This window comes from Rhodobacteraceae bacterium LMO-JJ12 (assembly GCA_021555075.1).
In the GTDB taxonomy this organism is placed as follows: domain Bacteria; phylum Pseudomonadota; class Alphaproteobacteria; order Rhodobacterales; family Rhodobacteraceae; genus JAKGBX01.
The window spans coordinates 1,034,088-1,049,709 of sequence record JAKGBX010000001.1 but is presented as its reverse complement, the minus strand read 5'-3'; the positions used below and the strand labels follow the sequence as shown (position 1 = coordinate 1,049,709).

Annotated in this window: 12 protein-coding genes; 8 read left to right on the top strand and 4 right to left on the bottom strand. The window is 59.4% G+C overall.

Annotation, left to right across the window (positions count from 1 at the left end; all coding sequences use genetic code 11):
• Nucleotide 1 precedes the first annotated feature (1 nt).
• Nucleotides 2-1,132, bottom strand: a complete 1,131-nt coding sequence (gene ribB, locus LZG00_05010; GenBank protein ID MCF3593354.1) for a 3,4-dihydroxy-2-butanone-4-phosphate synthase — start codon at nucleotides 1,130-1,132, stop codon at nucleotides 2-4.
• 78 nt (nucleotides 1,133-1,210) lie between these two features.
• A complete protein-coding gene (locus tag LZG00_05005) occupies nucleotides 1,211-2,182 on the bottom strand; it encodes an MBL fold metallo-hydrolase (protein MCF3593353.1) in 972 nt (323 codons plus the stop codon).
• Between the two features lie 557 nt (nucleotides 2,183-2,739).
• Between LZG00_05005 and LZG00_05000 the strand changes: the two genes are divergently transcribed.
• The 5 genes from LZG00_05000 to LZG00_04980 all read left to right on the top strand — a co-directional run bounded on the left by LZG00_05000 (nucleotide 2,740) and on the right by LZG00_04980 (nucleotide 9,513).
• Nucleotides 2,740-4,887 carry an indolepyruvate ferredoxin oxidoreductase subunit alpha gene (locus LZG00_05000; GenBank protein ID MCF3593352.1) on the top strand — a complete coding sequence of 716 codons (2,148 nt, stop codon included), beginning with the start codon at nucleotides 2,740-2,742 and terminating at the stop codon, nucleotides 4,885-4,887.
• Nucleotides 4,884-6,473, top strand: a complete 1,590-nt coding sequence (locus tag LZG00_04995; GenBank protein MCF3593351.1) for an indolepyruvate oxidoreductase subunit beta family protein — start codon at nucleotides 4,884-4,886, stop codon at nucleotides 6,471-6,473. The genes LZG00_05000 and LZG00_04995 overlap by 4 nt, the downstream gene beginning before the upstream one ends.
• A 150-nt stretch (nucleotides 6,474-6,623) precedes the next feature.
• The gene (dctP, locus tag LZG00_04990; GenBank protein ID MCF3593350.1) at nucleotides 6,624-7,601 is read left to right on the top strand and encodes a TRAP transporter substrate-binding protein DctP; all 978 of its coding nucleotides are present in this window, start codon (nucleotides 6,624-6,626) and stop codon (nucleotides 7,599-7,601) included.
• 68 nt (nucleotides 7,602-7,669) lie between these two features.
• Nucleotides 7,670-8,191 carry a TRAP transporter small permease gene (locus tag LZG00_04985; GenBank protein ID MCF3593349.1) on the top strand — a complete coding sequence of 174 codons (522 nt, stop codon included), beginning with the start codon at nucleotides 7,670-7,672 and terminating at the stop codon, nucleotides 8,189-8,191.
• A 2-nt stretch (nucleotides 8,192-8,193) separates the two neighbouring features.
• Nucleotides 8,194-9,513: a TRAP transporter large permease subunit gene (locus LZG00_04980; GenBank protein ID MCF3593348.1), complete on the top strand. Its 1,320-nt coding sequence runs from the start codon at nucleotides 8,194-8,196 to the stop codon at nucleotides 9,511-9,513.
• A gap of 31 nt (nucleotides 9,514-9,544) precedes the next feature.
• Here LZG00_04980 and LZG00_04975 read toward each other — a convergent pair whose 3' ends face one another.
• Nucleotides 9,545-10,066, bottom strand: coding sequence for a MarR family winged helix-turn-helix transcriptional regulator (locus LZG00_04975; protein MCF3593347.1), 522 nt, complete (start codon nucleotides 10,064-10,066; stop codon nucleotides 9,545-9,547).
• A gap of 219 nt (nucleotides 10,067-10,285) precedes the next feature.
• Nucleotides 10,286-10,873 carry a riboflavin synthase gene (locus LZG00_04970; protein MCF3593346.1) on the bottom strand — a complete coding sequence of 196 codons (588 nt, stop codon included), beginning with the start codon at nucleotides 10,871-10,873 and terminating at the stop codon, nucleotides 10,286-10,288.
• Nucleotides 10,874-11,018: 145 nt separating this feature from the next.
• Between LZG00_04970 and LZG00_04965 the strand changes: the two genes are divergently transcribed.
• The 3 genes from LZG00_04965 (at nucleotide 11,019) to LZG00_04955 (ending at nucleotide 15,616) form a co-directional block, all read left to right on the top strand.
• Nucleotides 11,019-12,311: a capsular biosynthesis protein gene (locus tag LZG00_04965; protein ID MCF3593345.1), complete on the top strand. Its 1,293-nt coding sequence runs from the start codon at nucleotides 11,019-11,021 to the stop codon at nucleotides 12,309-12,311.
• Between the two features lie 125 nt (nucleotides 12,312-12,436).
• Nucleotides 12,437-13,582 (top strand): polysaccharide biosynthesis/export family protein, encoded by a 1,146-nt coding sequence (locus LZG00_04960; GenBank protein MCF3593344.1) that lies wholly within the window; start codon nucleotides 12,437-12,439, stop codon nucleotides 13,580-13,582.
• Nucleotides 13,583-13,591: 9 nt separating this feature from the next.
• Nucleotides 13,592-15,616 (top strand): capsular polysaccharide biosynthesis protein, encoded by a 2,025-nt coding sequence (locus tag LZG00_04955; protein MCF3593343.1) that lies wholly within the window; start codon nucleotides 13,592-13,594, stop codon nucleotides 15,614-15,616.
• Nucleotides 15,617-15,622: the final 6 nt, after the last annotated feature.

Below are 15,622 nucleotides of genomic sequence, written 5' to 3'. Positions count from 1 at the left end.
ATCAGTCTTTCTGATGAATCGGACGGGTGCCGATGATGGAGAGCCCATAGGCTTCGATTCCGAGATAGCGCGTGCGGGGCGAGTCGGTCAAAAGGATCATTTCCGACATGCCCAGTGTGGCCATGATCTGAGATCCGAGACCGGTGCGCTTGACGATCTTGGGGGCGTCATCCTCATCGCCGAAATCAAGCTTTGGGTGCGGTTCACGAAACAGCAGCACGGCGCCGCGGCCTTCCTCGGCAATGATCTTCATGGCATGAGGCACGGTTTGCGACGACTCGTCCCCGAGGCCGAGTACATCTTCCAGTTCATTGAGCGCATGGGCGCGCACAAGCACTGGCGCGGGGCCGGAAATATCGCCCTTGATCAGCGCGATATGCTCGGTTCCGGTGATCTGATCGGCAAAGACCCGCATCAGCCATTCGCCGCCATGTTCCGAGTGCACGGTTCGTGAGCGGGTTTCGGTCACCAGGTTGTCGTGTTTGTGGCGATAGGCGATGAGATCGGAAATCGTGCCGATCTTGAGGTTGTGCGTCTTGGCGAAGTCCACCAGATCGGGGAGCCGCGCCATTTCGCCATCTTCCTTCATGATCTCGCAGATCACGGCCGCGGGTTTCAGCCCTGCCAGCCGGGAAATATCAACCGATGCCTCGGTATGCCCCGCGCGCGCCAAAACGCCGCCAGCGCGGGCGCGCAAGGGAAAGACGTGGCCCGGAGTGGAGAGTGCCGCCATCGTGTTCTGCTCATTAATCGCGGTGGCGATGGTGAGCGCACGATCGGGGGCGGAAATGCCGGTGGTCACGCCTTCGCGCGCCTCGATCGAAACGGTGAAGGGCGTTTCCATGCGCGAGGAATTGTTGACCGCCATCATCGGCAAGCCAAGCCTGTCGACCCGCTCGGCCGTCATCGGCAGGCAGATCAGCCCGCGACCATGGGTGGCCATGAAGTTGACCGCATCCGCAGTGGCGAATTCAGCCGGGATGATAAGATCGCCTTCATTCTCGCGATCTTCATGATCGACAAGAATATACATCTTGCCTTTTGCCGCATCGGCAATGATTTCTTCAATCGGCGTGATTGCGTCGCGCAGAGCGGACTCAATGCTGCCGGGCGTGTCATAGGCTGTGGACATCGCGTTCCCCTTATCGTGCGCGCCACATATCGTAGGGCGCGCGCGAAGACCAGAGCTTCGCGGCGTCATGGCGGGTGTTCAGCCACCAAACTGCCAGAGTGCCGGCACAAAGCGGAAGCTGCCGCCTTCGCGCAGCACATGGCCCACGCCGGGGAACGGAAAGTGATAGCCCAAAAGGGCGATGCCATCGGCGGAAGCCATATCGAGGATGGCGTTACGGCTGGCCACGGTCTGAACCGGGTCGGCGTCGATATCGTTGTACCAGTCGGGATGGGCGAAATTCATCCATGTCTGGGCAAAGGCATCACCAATGGCGAGAAGTTGCTTGCCGTTCGATTCAACCCGCAGGCTCATGTGCCCCGCGGTGTGGCCGAAGCTGTTCATCACCGAAATACCGGGGGCGATTTCGGCGCCGTCCTGCGCCATGGTCCAGTCGACACCTTCGACATTGATCGAGTTGACCGCGCCGACGACGAATTGTTGATCCTCGGGCGCGACGGCATTGGCCAGCCCGTCCTGCATCCAGTAGCCATGCTCGACCTCGCCGATGATGTATTCGGCACCCGGAAAGATCGGTTCGTCGAAATCATCGCGGATGCCCCAGATGTGATCGGGGTGGGCATGGGTGATGAAGACATGAGTGATCGAGTCGGGGTCGATCCCGGCGGCCTCCATATTGGTCAGAAGCCGCCCGGCGGTGTCAAAGAACCGCGAGCCGGAGCCAACATCAACCAGCACCCTGGCATCGCCGAGTTCAACCAAAAGGTGGTTTGTATGGGCGTAATTGGCTTCTTTTGACAGGAAATGGCGGGCAATGGCGGCCTCAACCTCGGCGCGGTCGGCATTCACTGCGATGTCGCTGATCGGCTGGTTGAAGAAGCCATCCGAAATCACGGTCATCTTCGCTTCGCCGAGCGAGAAGTGGAAATGACCGGGGTTTTCACGGCCTGGCGCGCCGAGATCGGCACGCGCCATGGCCGGGAGCGCAAAGCCCGGCGCGATGGCGGCAAGTTTCAGGATCTCACGGCGGGTTGGTCGGATCAATGTCATGGCAGGCCTCCCTCAATGGGGCAATTATGGGCACTGGTTTGAAAGACGCAACATGTTTTATGAATATGTTAAGGGTGGAGTCAGCGCGAGCGCGCGGCAAATGAGATTCGATGCCTCCGGCGGGATATTTCCGGTCAGAGGAAGACTGAGGCGGCGCGCAATTCAACACGCGAAAGACATATCGCCGCCTTTGGCGGGCAAAACCGGGCGGTCGGATCGCGTATGCATACCATGCTGCGCGGTGAACCGGTGGGTTGTTTCCGGGGCGTGCGAAAAAACATATGCAAATGAATATAATTCGGCTATGTCTAATCTGTCGTCAGAATCTGCCGTGGATGCGGGGCCGCGCGAGGCCGGTGAAGCGGCATGAGGCAAGCATTGCAGTTCCGAATCATCGGCCGTGGTGGGGGAGGTCGGCGCGAAACGTGAGACGAATACAAATGACAACCGGTTTGCAGATCAGGTCGAGCCGCAACATCAGGGCGGGTGCCGCCGCTTTGGCGATGTGGTGGCCGTTGGGCCGACCCTGTAGACACTGACAGGACTGGACGCGGGGCGTGGCAGAACGATCATTCAAACGCGAGGTGCAGCAGCTTCGGATCGGGACAGGCGACGTGTTTCGCGGCGAAGGCATTCTTGCGATCACCAAAGCCCTGCTTGAAAACGGCGTCGGATATGTTGGCGGTTATCAAGGAGCACCGATCAGCCATCTGATGGATGTTCTGTCGGACGGCGAGGAAATTCTGCAGGAACTTGGCGTGCGCTTTGAAGCCAACGCATCGGAAGCCGCTGCGACGGCCATGCTGGCGGCGTCGGTGCATTACCCGATCCGGGGCGCGGTGACCTATAAGGGGCCGGTTGGTGTCAATGTCGCCTCGGATGCGCTGGCGAATCTGGCGTCGGCGGGTGTGACGGGCGGGGCGTTGATCATTGTCGGTGAAGACTATGGCGAAGGCTCGTCAATCATGCAGGAGCGCAGCCACGCTTTTGCAATGAAATCGTCGGTCTGGCTGCTTGATCCGCGTCCCAATCTGCCATCGATCACGCAAGCCATCCGCCATGGGTTTGAGCTTAGCGAAGCTTCGAACACGCCGGTGATGATGCTGGTGCGGATCCGCGCCTGTCATGTTCATGGGGCGTTTGAGGCGCGCGACAACGTGCCGCCGCCGTTGACGGTGCGCGATGCGCTGGCTGACCCGCGGCGCGATACGTCGCGTATCGTCTTGCCGCCGTTTGCGTTTCGCCACGAAGAGGAAAAGGTGGAAAAGCGGCTGCCAGCTGCGCTGAATTATATCCGTGAAAATAAGATCAATGAGGTGTTCGGGCCTAGGGATGGCAAGGTCGGCATCGTGCTTCCGGGGGGCATGTACAACGGTGTCATCCGGGCGTTGCAACGGCTGGGACTGGCCAATGTTTTTGGCGACACCGACGTGCCGCTTTATGTCATGAACGTCTGTTGGCCGGTGGTCGAAGACGAATTTTTCGCGTTTTGTGAGGGCAAGGAGAGCGTGCTTCTGATCGAGGAAGGCACACCGGCCTTCATGGAGCAGACGTTGCGTTCGTTGCTGCACAAGTCCGCCAATCCAACCCGGTTGGAGGGCAAGGGAATTATACCGGAAGTGGGCGAATTGACCGGGCAGGTCATGTTGGACAGTCTTGAAACCTATCTGATGGATCATGCGCCCGAGTTGCTCCCTGATGCGGTGCGCGCGCCCAACAAGGAGAGTGCGCCGACGTTGCCGGATCTGTCCAAGGTGGTGCCGCCACGCCCGCCGAGTTTCTGCACAGGCTGTCCGGAACGGCCAATCTTTGCCGCGATGAAGCTGGTTGAACAAGAGCGTGGCAAGCATCAGATTGCCAGCGACATCGGGTGCCATCTGTTCTCGACCATGCCGCCGTTCGAGATTGGCGGCACTACCATGGGGTTCGGGTTGGGCGGTGCGTCAAACGCGGCGTTCGACGGCGGCGGCGACAAGCGTGCGATTTCGTTCATCGGGGATGGTGGGTTCTGGCATAACGGGTTGAATTCGTCGATCACCAACGCGGTTTTCAACAAATCTGACGGCGTCACGGTGATTGTCGATAACTTCTATTCTGCCGCCACCGGTGGGCAGGACAACCCGTCGAGCCGGGCGAATAACGCGACAAAATCCACACAGCATCCGATCAAGAAGGCGCTGGAAGGGGTCGGGGTCGAATGGGTTCGTCAGATTGATCGAACTTACGATGTTGGCAAGATGTATGACACGATCACCGAGGCGCTGACCACCGAGCACAAGGGGCCGAAGGTGATCGTTGCCTCGTCGGAATGCATGTTGAACCGGCAACGCCGGGAACGCCCGCAGATGGCACAGGCGATCAAGGAGGGGCGGCGTGTCGAAAAGCCGAAATTCGGTGTCGATGAGGAAATCTGCACCGGTGATCACGCCTGCATGCGCCTGTCGGGGTGTCCGTCGCTCACGCTGAAAATGCCGGATGATCCGCTTCGGGATGATCCGGTCGCCTATATTGATCAAAGCTGTGTGGGCTGTGGCAACTGTGGCGAAGTGGCCGATAAGGCGGTGTTGTGCCCGTCGTTCTATCGTGCCGATCTGGTTCACAATCCAAGCCGCAGCGAACGCTGGCTAGATCGGCGGCGACGCGCGGTCATTGGTTGGCTGCAACGACGGCGCGACGCGCGGCGGCTGACATGGGGCAAGGCATGAAGGATCTTTTGAGCGATAACGCGGCAGGCGCGCCGGACGCTGGGTTGAGCCAGATTATCAAACTGGCAGTTCTGGCCGTGGGTGGTCAGGGTGGTGGTGTTCTGAACAGCTGGATCATAGATCTGGCCGAGCGCAACGGCTTTGACGTGCAGGCGACATCGGTTGCCGGTGTGGCACAGCGCACCGGCTCGACGATCAATTACGTTGAGATGCTGGCGCATTCCGGTCACCAGCCGGTTTTCTCGCTGGCGCCATCCGAGGACGATGTGGATATTCTGCTTGCGGCGGAGTTGATGGAGGCCGGGCGTGGCGTTATGCGCCAGTTCATCACCCCCGGACAGACGCGGGTCATTGCATCGACACATCGTCTGCTTTCGACGCAAGAAAAGATGGTGCCGGGTGACGGAACGGCCGATGCGGGCACCGTTCTTGAGGCGCTGGGCGGGCTGTGTGAGGATCTTGTCGCGTTTGATATGATGACGATCGCGGACGAAGAAGGCACGGTGATTTCGGCGGCGCTTTTCGGGGCGCTGGCGGGGTCAGGTGCCCTGCCCTTTGCGGTTGAAACCTACCGTGAGACGGTGCGTGCATCGGGGCGTGGGGTCGGGCCGAGCCTTGCAGCGTTTGAGCGGGCTTATGTGATTGCAAGCGGTGCGCAGGTTGCGACCACCCCCTCCGATGGGCCGGAGGCTGTAGAACCCGAAGCGCGCGGGCCGGTGGGGCCAGAGCGGTTGCTGCGGGATTGGGCGGATCTGGAAGGGCGTGTGTCTGCCCTGCCCTCGCCTGTGCATGAAACTGCGATGGTGGGTCTGATCAAGGTCGTGAAGTTTCAGGACCTGCGATATGGGGCCGAATATCTGGAACGGCTTGAAAGTGCGGCGCGCGCGGACAGGCAGGCGGGGGGCGACGCACAGGAATTTGCGTTCACGCTCACCACTGCAAAATATCTCGCTAATGCGATGGCTTATGATGATATAATCCGAGTGGCGGACGCCAAGACCAGCCGTGGCCGTATGGGGCGGATTGCTGGTGAAGTGGGCGCAGGGGAGGCGCATCTTGTCCGGGTTACGGAATATACCCATCCCGGAGCGGCCGAGATCATCAGCCTGATGCCCGCGCGTATTGGGCGCTGGGTTGAGCGGCGCGATTGGGCTGTGAGGCTGATTGACCGGCTATTCAACCGGGGGCGTCACATCCGTACCGACCGGATTGGCGGATTCTTGTCGCTTTACATGGTGGCCGGGCTACGCCGCTGGCGTCGTGCATTGCTGCGCCATACCCGCGAAATGGCGCATGTTGATGCGTGGCTTGATACGGCGCAGGCGTGGCTTGGCGGGGATTATGCGCTGGCGGTTGAGACCCTGCGTGTGCGTCGTTTGATCAAGGGATACAGCGACACGCATGAGCGCGGGTTGTCGAAATTTGATCGGGTGATGGCGGGTGCAGCCCGACTTGAAGGGCGCGGCGACGCCGCCGATTGGACGCGGCGTCTGATTGATGCCGCGCTTCAAGACCCCGAAGGGACCGCGCTTGGAGGGGCGCTGAAAACAATCGATTCATTTATAGCTGAACCGGCTTCAGCATGAAACAATGGGCGTTGGTAGGGAGACCAAAATGCCCGGCGTCAGAGAGGTATCAGGCCTGAAATCAGACCTGCGGCTAAATAGTCATTCCGCCCGTCGGGCGGTTTAGAGAGCGCGCCAAAGAAGTGCGTTCAAACACAGGAGGAGACCACAATGAAAAGACTCGTAACCGCGTTTGCTGCATTCGCGACCTTTACCGGAATTGGCGCGCAAGTCACCAGCGCGCAGGAAGCTCAATTGCAAGCAGCCAGCTGTTTTCCACAAGGATCATTTTTCTCAAAACGCTTTGAAAGCCTGGTCGAAGAAGTCAACGAACGTGGCGCCGGTATTGTGCATATCAACTATGTCGGGGGTGCGCCCGCAATCGGCAGCCAGTTGACCGTGGTTCAGAAGGTGGCGCAGGGCGTATACGATCTGAATTCCTGCACCGGATCTTACTATCAGAACACCCTGCCCGAAGCTGATGCCTGGAAGCTCTTGGAAAACACGCCCACCGAAATCCGCGAGAATGGCGGTTGGGACTATATGAACAAGCTGCACAACGCCAAGAACCTTGAAGTTTTGTCGCGCCACCACTTTGGCACCAACTTCTATCTGTTCCTCGCCCCCGGCCATGCGATTGACAAGCCGGACCTGAGCGGGCTGCATCTGCGCACGGCGCCGACCTATACAAACTTTTTCAAATCGCTCGGCGCAACGACACAGGACACCAGCATTACCGATATTTTCACGCTGATGGAAAACGGCACGGTCAAGGGCTATGGCTGGCCGGTTCTGGGGCATCAACCGGGCTGGGAAAGCGTGACCAAATACCGGGTTGAGCCGGGATTCTATGATGTCGATCTGGTGATCATGTCCAACAAGCGCGCCTGGGATGGTCTGTCTGATGAGGCGCGGGCCTTGATTTCAGAAGTTGCATTGAACCTTGAACTGGACGCGATTGCCAATGATCCGGCGCTCAATAAAAAGGTCGCGGCCAAGCAGGTTGAAGACGGCTTTGAAGTGATCGAATTCACCGGAGCCGAGCGTGACGCATGGCTTAGTGCCGCACGCGAAGCGGGTTGGGCCGGTGTCAACGCGGTTAGCCCGGAACATGGGCCGAAACTGCGCGAATATTTCGTCACAGAATAAGACAGCTTTGCGGGCGGCCCCGTGTTTGGGCCGCCCGTTTGCGTCACTTGCAGAAATTAGGAAGTCGAATGAACGGATTTAGACGTTTCGATGCGCTTATGGGGCATTTCTATTACCATCTGGGAACCGCAGTCGGGATCAGTATCGGGCTGTTCGCCGTCACCATTTCGCTGGACCTGTTTTTGCGGTTGTTCAGCATCGGGAACCTTCCCGGTGTGCAGGAAATCATTGAATATGTCATGTTCGCCGGGGTCTTTCTGTCGGCGCCTTGGGCGTTGCGGATTGGCGCGCATGTCAGAGTCGATCTGTTGATTGGCGCGCTACCTACTGCCTGGGGCAAAAGGCTTGATCAACTGCTCAATCTGGCGGGGCTTTCGATCTGTCTGATCCTGCTGTGGTTTGGCGGTATAAACTTGAAATTCGCCTATGCATTCCAGTCGATGCTGATGAAATACTACACCATGCCGGAATGGTGGCTCCTGACGGTTTTTGTCGTCAGTTTTGCACTGCTGTCGCTGGAATTTATCTCGCGCATGCTCAGGGGCGGCAACGCGTTTGAGCCGGGCCAGCACAGCACCGGGGGGATCTGAGCATGATCATGGAATGGTATTGGGCGCTTGCCCTGCTTCTTGGGGGGGCTGTCGGGCTCCTCATTCTCGGGCTGCCGGTGGCATTCGCCTTTTTCGCCGCCAACATCGCCGGGGCTTGGTATTTCATGCGCGGCGAAATCGGGCTGAGCCTGATGCCGATCGAATATGCGCTCTCCATCGCGCAATTCAGCCTCGTACCGGTCGCTCTGTTCATCCTGATGGGCGAGATATTGTTTCAGACCGGGGTCGCGTTCCGCTCGATCAATGCCATCGACAAGCTGATTTCGGGCGTTCCGGGGCGGTTGTCGATCGTGTCGATTGCGGGCGGGTCGGTGTTCTCGTCGCTATCGGGGTCGACCATCGCCAATACGGCCGTGTTGGGCAACCTGCTGCTGCCGGACATGCTGAAACGGGGGTATCACCCGACGCTGGCTTTGGGACCAATCATGGCGGTGGGCGGTATCGCCATGCTGATTCCGCCGTCTTCGCTTGCCGTATTGCTCGCCAGTCTGGCGGAACGGTCGATCACTGACCTGCTGTTGGCCGGGGTCATTCCCGGTGTGCTCATGCTGGTGCTGTTCGTGCTTTATGTGGTGGTGCGTTGTCGGCTCAACCCGTCGCTGGCACCGAAATTCGAAGAGGAGCGCCTGAGGGGTTGGGAACGCTGGCGGCCCCTGTTTGTGGATGTTTTACCGCTCTTCACGATCTTTGCCGTTGTGGTCGGGTCGATCTTTTTCCGCATCGCCGCACCGGAAGAGGCCGCCGCCCTGGGCTGCATCGCGGCGGTGGCGGTCAGCGCGGCCTATCGGCGTTTGAATTGGACCGCCCTGCGCGAGGCGCTGCGCGAAACGGCAAAGATCAATGTCATGTTGCTGTTCATCATTGCCGGGTCGATGACCTTTGCGCAGGTGCTTCAGATTTCCGGGGCAACCAGCGGTGTGCTTGAACTGATCTCGTCGATATCCTTCAATCAGTTCACGGCCATGGCCGTGATGATGCTGGTGCTGCTGTTTCTGGGCTGTTTTCTGGATCAGATCAGCATGATTCTACTGACCCTGCCGTTCTTTCTGCCGATTGCGGATTCGTTGGATATGAATTCAACCTGGTTGATGGTGATGATGCTCATCGCGATGGAAATCAGCCTTTTGACACCGCCTTTCGGGATGTTGCTTTTCGTCATGAAAGGCGTTGCGCCAAGCCATATCAGGATCACCCAGATTTACCGGGCGGCTGTGCCGTTCATCCTATTGGAGCTGTTCGTGATGGGATTGCTGATCGCCTTCCCGATTGTGGCGCTTTGGTTGCCCGGCTTGCTGAAATAGGATCGTTTGCGATTGGCAAAGCCCGGCGCATTCAGACTGCGTCGGGCTTTTCTATTTTTACCGATTTGAGGCTTTTTTGCATTCTCGCCACGAAATTTGAAAGCTGCGCACGTTCGTCGTGTGACAGGTCGCTTACGATATGGCCAACATGTGTCATTGCGACAGTGCGCACCGTGTCATAGCGCGCCCGCCCGGCCGCTGTGAGTTCAATCGCGCGTACCCGCTTGTCCTGGGACGATTGGCGCTTGACCAGAAGCCCCTCGGCCTCCATTCGTTTGAGGATACGGCTCAGGGTTGATTGCTCGATCATGGCATAAAATGCCAGATCATTCACAGTAATCGAGGCGTTGTAATCAAGCACCGCCATGATACGCCAATCGGATATGGAAAGCCCGTGCAGGCGTAATTCCTGATCCAGAAGCCGGTTCATTTGATAGCTCAGGCGATTGATTTGATAGGGTAGAATCGAATCAAGCAACAATCGCGCCTCGGCACCGTCTATGCGCCGCTTGCTCGCCGTATCGGTTTCTGATGCACTAGGTTTGTCCGACATTTGCCATCCTTCTAAGGTCGGAGGAGCCTCGGTTCATGTCCTACATGACTTGGCTAACCGCCCACTGCCCAAGTATATGCAAATACATATATCATGACCAGAGGTGGTTGCCGCTTGGGTTTTCCAAGACCAATGGTCGCATGGCCAAGTAAGGGCCAGAGCGCGTGTTTTTCGGTCTTTCAGACCTGTGCGCCGGACCCCTGATTGATCGAACGTCTGTCAGTCAAACTCGCGCAGGCGCGCAACATAGCGTGCGAGCGTATCAATCTCGAGGTTCACAAGATCGCCCGGCTTGGCCGCGCCCCAGGTTGTCACCTCCTGGGTATGCGGGATCAGGTTGATGCCGAAATCACAACCCGAGACCTCGTTGACGGTGAGAGAGGTGCCGTTCAACGCCACCGAGCCCTTGGGGGCGATGTAGCGGGCCAGAGCCTCGGGGGCGCGGAAGGTCAGGCGGGTGCTGTCGCCTTCGTCTTTCATCGCCACGATTTCGGCCACGCCATCGACGTGACCCGAGACGATATGCCCGCCCAACTCGTCACCCACCTTGAGCGCGCGTTCGAGATTGATGCGATGCCCCTCGGCCCAGCCGCCAAGATTGGTCTTGGAAACCGTCTCGGCGCTGATCTCGACATCAAAGCTGTCATCACCGAGCGCGACCACGGTAAGGCATACGCCATTACAGGCGATGGATGCGCCGATGTCGACGCGCGATGTGTCGTAAGCCGTGGCGATGCGTGCGCGCAGGTCGCCGCGTTGTTCGAGCACGCGAATGGTGCCGATATCTGTGATGATTCCTGTGAACATATACGCCCCTCCTTGCCGCAAGACCCCTAGCGCGGCGTGCGGGAATGCGCAAGAAACCGCTGTTCATCACGCCGCAAAGGGGCCATATTTTCGCCGGACGCTTCCCCTAGAAAGGTTCGCAACCATTTCAAATTATGTGAGAACCATGGCCGCCATCACCGGAAAAAACCGGGCGTTTTTGTTCCTTCAGGGACCGCACGGGCCGTTTTTCAACCGACTTGGCAAGATGCTGGGCCTGGCGGGCGCTGATGTGTGGCGGGTGGGGTTCAACGCGGGCGACCGGGCGTTCTGGTTTGATCCTGCCTCCTACATCCCATATCGCGGCGCGCAGGAAGATTGGCCCGATCATTTCGAAACGTTGGTGGCCGAGAAGGGCATCACCGATATCGTGCTTTACGGCGACACCCGCGGAATCCATTCGCAAGCGGTGGAGCGGGCACGCGCCTTGGGGTTGGAAGTTCACGTTTTTGAGGAAGGCTATATGCGCCCCTATTGGGTGACGTATGAGCGTGGCGGCGCCAATGGGCACTCGCGGCTGATGACAATGAGTGTCGAGGATATGCGTGCGGTTCTGGCCCTTTCGGATATGGATGCACCGCTGCCCCCGGCGCGTTGGGGCGACATGCGCCATCATGTGTTTTACGGCGCGCTCTATCATTTTTTCGTCATGTTCCGGAACGGTGAGTATCGCAACTTTCGCCCCCATCGCGATCTGCCTGTTACCAAGGAATTTCAGCTTTATCTCAAGCGCTTGCTGTTGATGCCGGTGCAGGCGGTGGAGCGACGGCTGGCCACGCTGCGCATTCGGTGGGGCGGGTTTCCCTATCATCTGGCGCTGTTGCAGCTGGAGCATGACTCCAGCTTTCAGCAACATTCACCGTTTTCCACCATGCCAGAATTTCTCGAGGTCGTGATCCGTGGTTTTGCCGAGGGCGCGCCGGGGCATCACCATCTTGTCTTCAAGGCACATCCGCTGGAAGACGGGCGCGTGCCGCAACGCGGGGTGATCCGCGCTCTGGCACGGCAACATGGCGTAGAGAACCGGGTGCATTATGTGCGCGGCGGCAAGCTGGCGCAGTTGCTGAACGATGCCCGCACCGCCGTTACGGTGAATTCCACGGCGGCGCAGCAGGTGCTTTGGCGCGGAATTCCGCTCAGGGTGTTTGGCAATGCGGTCTATGACAAGCCCGAATTCGTCTCGACCCAGCCGCTCGCGGAGTTTTTTGCCGGTGCCGGACGCCCGGATCGGCGCGCCTATCAGGACTATCGCCGCTATCTTTTGGAAACCAGCCAGGTTGCGGGTGGTTTCTATTCGGCGCGCGGGCGACGCCAGCTGATGCGTATGGTTGTCGATATGATGCTCGCCCCCGAAGATCCGTATGATGCGCTGGCACATGGAACCGCGGCCCCGAGGCAACAGTTGCGGCTCGTGAACTAGGTGGCACAAGCCCTAGCGCTGGATTTAATTTTCAAAATCGTTTAGTTTCGCTTCAAACAAGGCGCGCAAAGCGTTGAGATTGAGGCAGAATAAGAACAGGTCGAGGAGACCGAGCAGTGAAACCCATGAACTCTCGTTGGGCGCGTACCGTCGCGCTTGTCGCCGCTTTAGCGGTCGTTTCGTCGTGCGGCTTGCCTCGGGTTGGTCCCACCAAGAAAGAAATCTTCGAAGGCTCGGTGCAGCGCAAGGGCGATGCCTTTGTCGTTGCGGTCAATGATCGGGTGACGCGCGCAACCGCTGTGGTGCCCGCATTGGGGTTCAGCGAAGATTTCAAGAATGCCGGCGTTCTCGGCTCGGACACGATCCGTCCAGGCGATACGCTGGGGATCACCGTTTGGGAAAACGTCGATGATCCGCTGCTGGGCTCGTCCGGGCCGACCGGGTCGTCCGCCGCACGATTGGAAGAGATCCAGGTCGATGGTGCGGGCTTCATCTTTATCCCCTACGCCGGCCGCATCCGCGCCTCGGGCAACACGCCCGAAGCGATCCGGCGGATCATTACCAACAAGCTTGAGCAACAAACACCCGACCCGCAGGTCGAAGTGCGCCGCATGGCCGGTGATGGCGCCACGGTCAGCCTGATCGGCTCGGTCGGGGGTCAGGGGGTTTATGCCATTGAACGTCCCACACGCACCCTGACCACGATGCTGGCACGCGCGGGCGGTCTTTCGATCGAACCTGATATCACCCAAGTGACCGTGATCCGTGGCGACAAACGCTCGAAGGTCTGGCTGCAGGATCTCTATGACAATCCAAGTCTGGATATTGCCCTGCGCGGCGGTGACAAGATTCTGGTTGAGCAGGACACCCGCAGGTTTACCGCGCTGGGCGCGACCGGCTCGCAATCGCGGGTCCAGTTTGAAAGCCAGACGCTGAGCGCTGTTGAGGCGTTGGCGCAGGTGGGCGGGTTGATGTCATCGGCAGCCGATCCGACCGGCGTGTTCGTGTTTCGCAATGAACCCGCCGAGATCGCCAACCATGTCTTGGGCCGCAACGACCTGCAAGGCGCACAGAGGATGGTCTATGTGCTTGATCTGACCCAGCCAAACGGGATGTTTCTGGCGCGCGATTTCTCGATCCGCGATGGCGACACGCTCTATGTGACCGAAGCACCGTTCACCCAATGGAACAAGACGATTTCCGCCGTTACCGGCACGCTGGGCGCTGTTGGCTCGGTCAGTTCGGGCGCGTCGACTCTCTCGGGCGGCTAAGACCGCGCCGTGCCGTTATTGAACAAACCTGACGCCGCCGGAGACAATGATCTCCGGCGGCTTTACTATTTCAACGCCGGTTTTTTACGTCAGCGCCAAGTGCGGCGGATTCTGACGCTGGCGGGGTATGATCTGCGCCTTGGCAAGCCGGGGGCCGATGATCTGATCGCCGTCTGGGGCCGCTCGCCCTATGCGGCGCGGGGCGAAACGGTGGCCGAGGCAACCGGGGCCGGGTTGGTGCGGGTTGAGGATGCGTTCTTGCGTTCGCTCAAACCGGGCCGCGCGGGGGAGCCGCCGCTGGGCCTACAGATTGACACGCAAGGCGTGCATTTCGACGCCACCGCACCGTCTGATCTTGAGACTTTGCTGGCGACGCATCCGTTGGATGATACGGCATTGCTGAACCGGGCACGCGGCGGGATTGAGCGGCTGAAAGAGGCGCATCTGAGCAAATATTTCGGGTTTGATCCGACGCTGGCACCACCCGAACCGGGCTATGTTCTGGTGATCGACCAGACCGAGGGCGATGCCAGCGTGATGCATGGCCGTGCGGATCGAAATTCATTTCTCGAGGCGCTCTATTGGGCGCAGGAAGATAATCCCGGTGCGCGGATTCTGATCAAGACCCACCCGGAAACGACGCAGGGGTTTCGATCTGGGTATTTCAGCGAAAAAGACGCCAAGGGGCGGATCGAGCTTTATGATGCACCGATTTCTCCGTGGCCGCTGCTGGAAGGGGCGGTTGGGGTCTATACCGTGTCGTCGCAGCTGGGGTTCGAGGCGATACTGGCGGGGCACAAGCCGGTGGTATTTGGGCAGCCGTTTTATGCCGGATGGGGGCTGAGCGATGATCGCAATCCGCACCCCCTGCCCCGGCGCGGGCGCAATCTGACCCGGGCGCAACTGTTTGCGGCGACGATGATCTTGCATTCTACATGGTATGATCCTTATCGCGACCGGCTCGCGACGCTGGAGGAGGCGATCGACGCAGCCGAGGCGATGGCGCGGGAATGGCGCGAGGATCATGATGGCTGGATCGGTGAAGATATACGGCTTTGGAAGCGCGCCCCGTTTCAGCGGTTCTTTGGGCGTCACAAACGGATGGTTTTCGGCACGAATGCACATAAGGTCGCGGAACGGCGGCGCATGGTTTGGGCCAGCAAAGCCGCGCCGGAGCGCGAGGGTGTTGTGCGCGTCGAAGATGGGTTTCTGCGCTCGCGCGGGCTTGGGGCTGAACTGGTGCCGCCGCTGTCGTTGGTTTGTGACGACCTGGGGATCTACTATGACCCGAACCGGGAAAGCCGATTGGAGCGGTTGATTGCAAGACGCGCCAAGTTGCGCCCGGATCAGGCATTGCGCGCCGAGGCGTTGATGCGAAGCCTGCGCGATCTTGGAGTGACGAAATACAATCTCGGTGGCGCGATGCCCGAGATGAGCGATTTGCCGGAGGGGCGGCGCATTCTGGTGCCCGGACAGGTGGAGGATGACGCCTCGATCCTGCGCGGTGCGGGTGATGTGGCGGGCAATCTGGCGCTGCTTGAGGCGGCACGGGCGGCCAATCCTGATGCGGTGATCCTTTATAAGCCGCACCCGGATGTGGAAAGCGGGCTACGCGAGGGTGAGATTAAAGCGGGTGATCTGGCCGATATGGTTCTAGAGCGGACTGATCCGGCGACGCTTCTCGATCAGGTCGATGAAGTGTGGACGATGACGTCGCTCTTGGGGTTCGAGGCGTTGCTGCGTGGCGTGAAAGTAACCTGTACGGGTGCGCCATTCTATGTTGGCTGGGGGTTGACGCGCGATCTGGGCAAGGTGCCGGCGCGGCGCAAGGCGAGTGTGACGCTGGAAGGCTTGGTGCATGCCGCGCTGATCGATTATCCGCGCTATCATGACCCCGTGACCGGCCTGCCCTGCCCCGTTGAGGTGGCGGTTGAGCGGCTGTCGAAGGGAGAAATTCCGCACCCCGGAATGATGAACCGCGCGGCATCAAAACTTCAGGGTTTGTTTTCCAGCTTTGCACCGATGTGGCGGTAAGCGCGG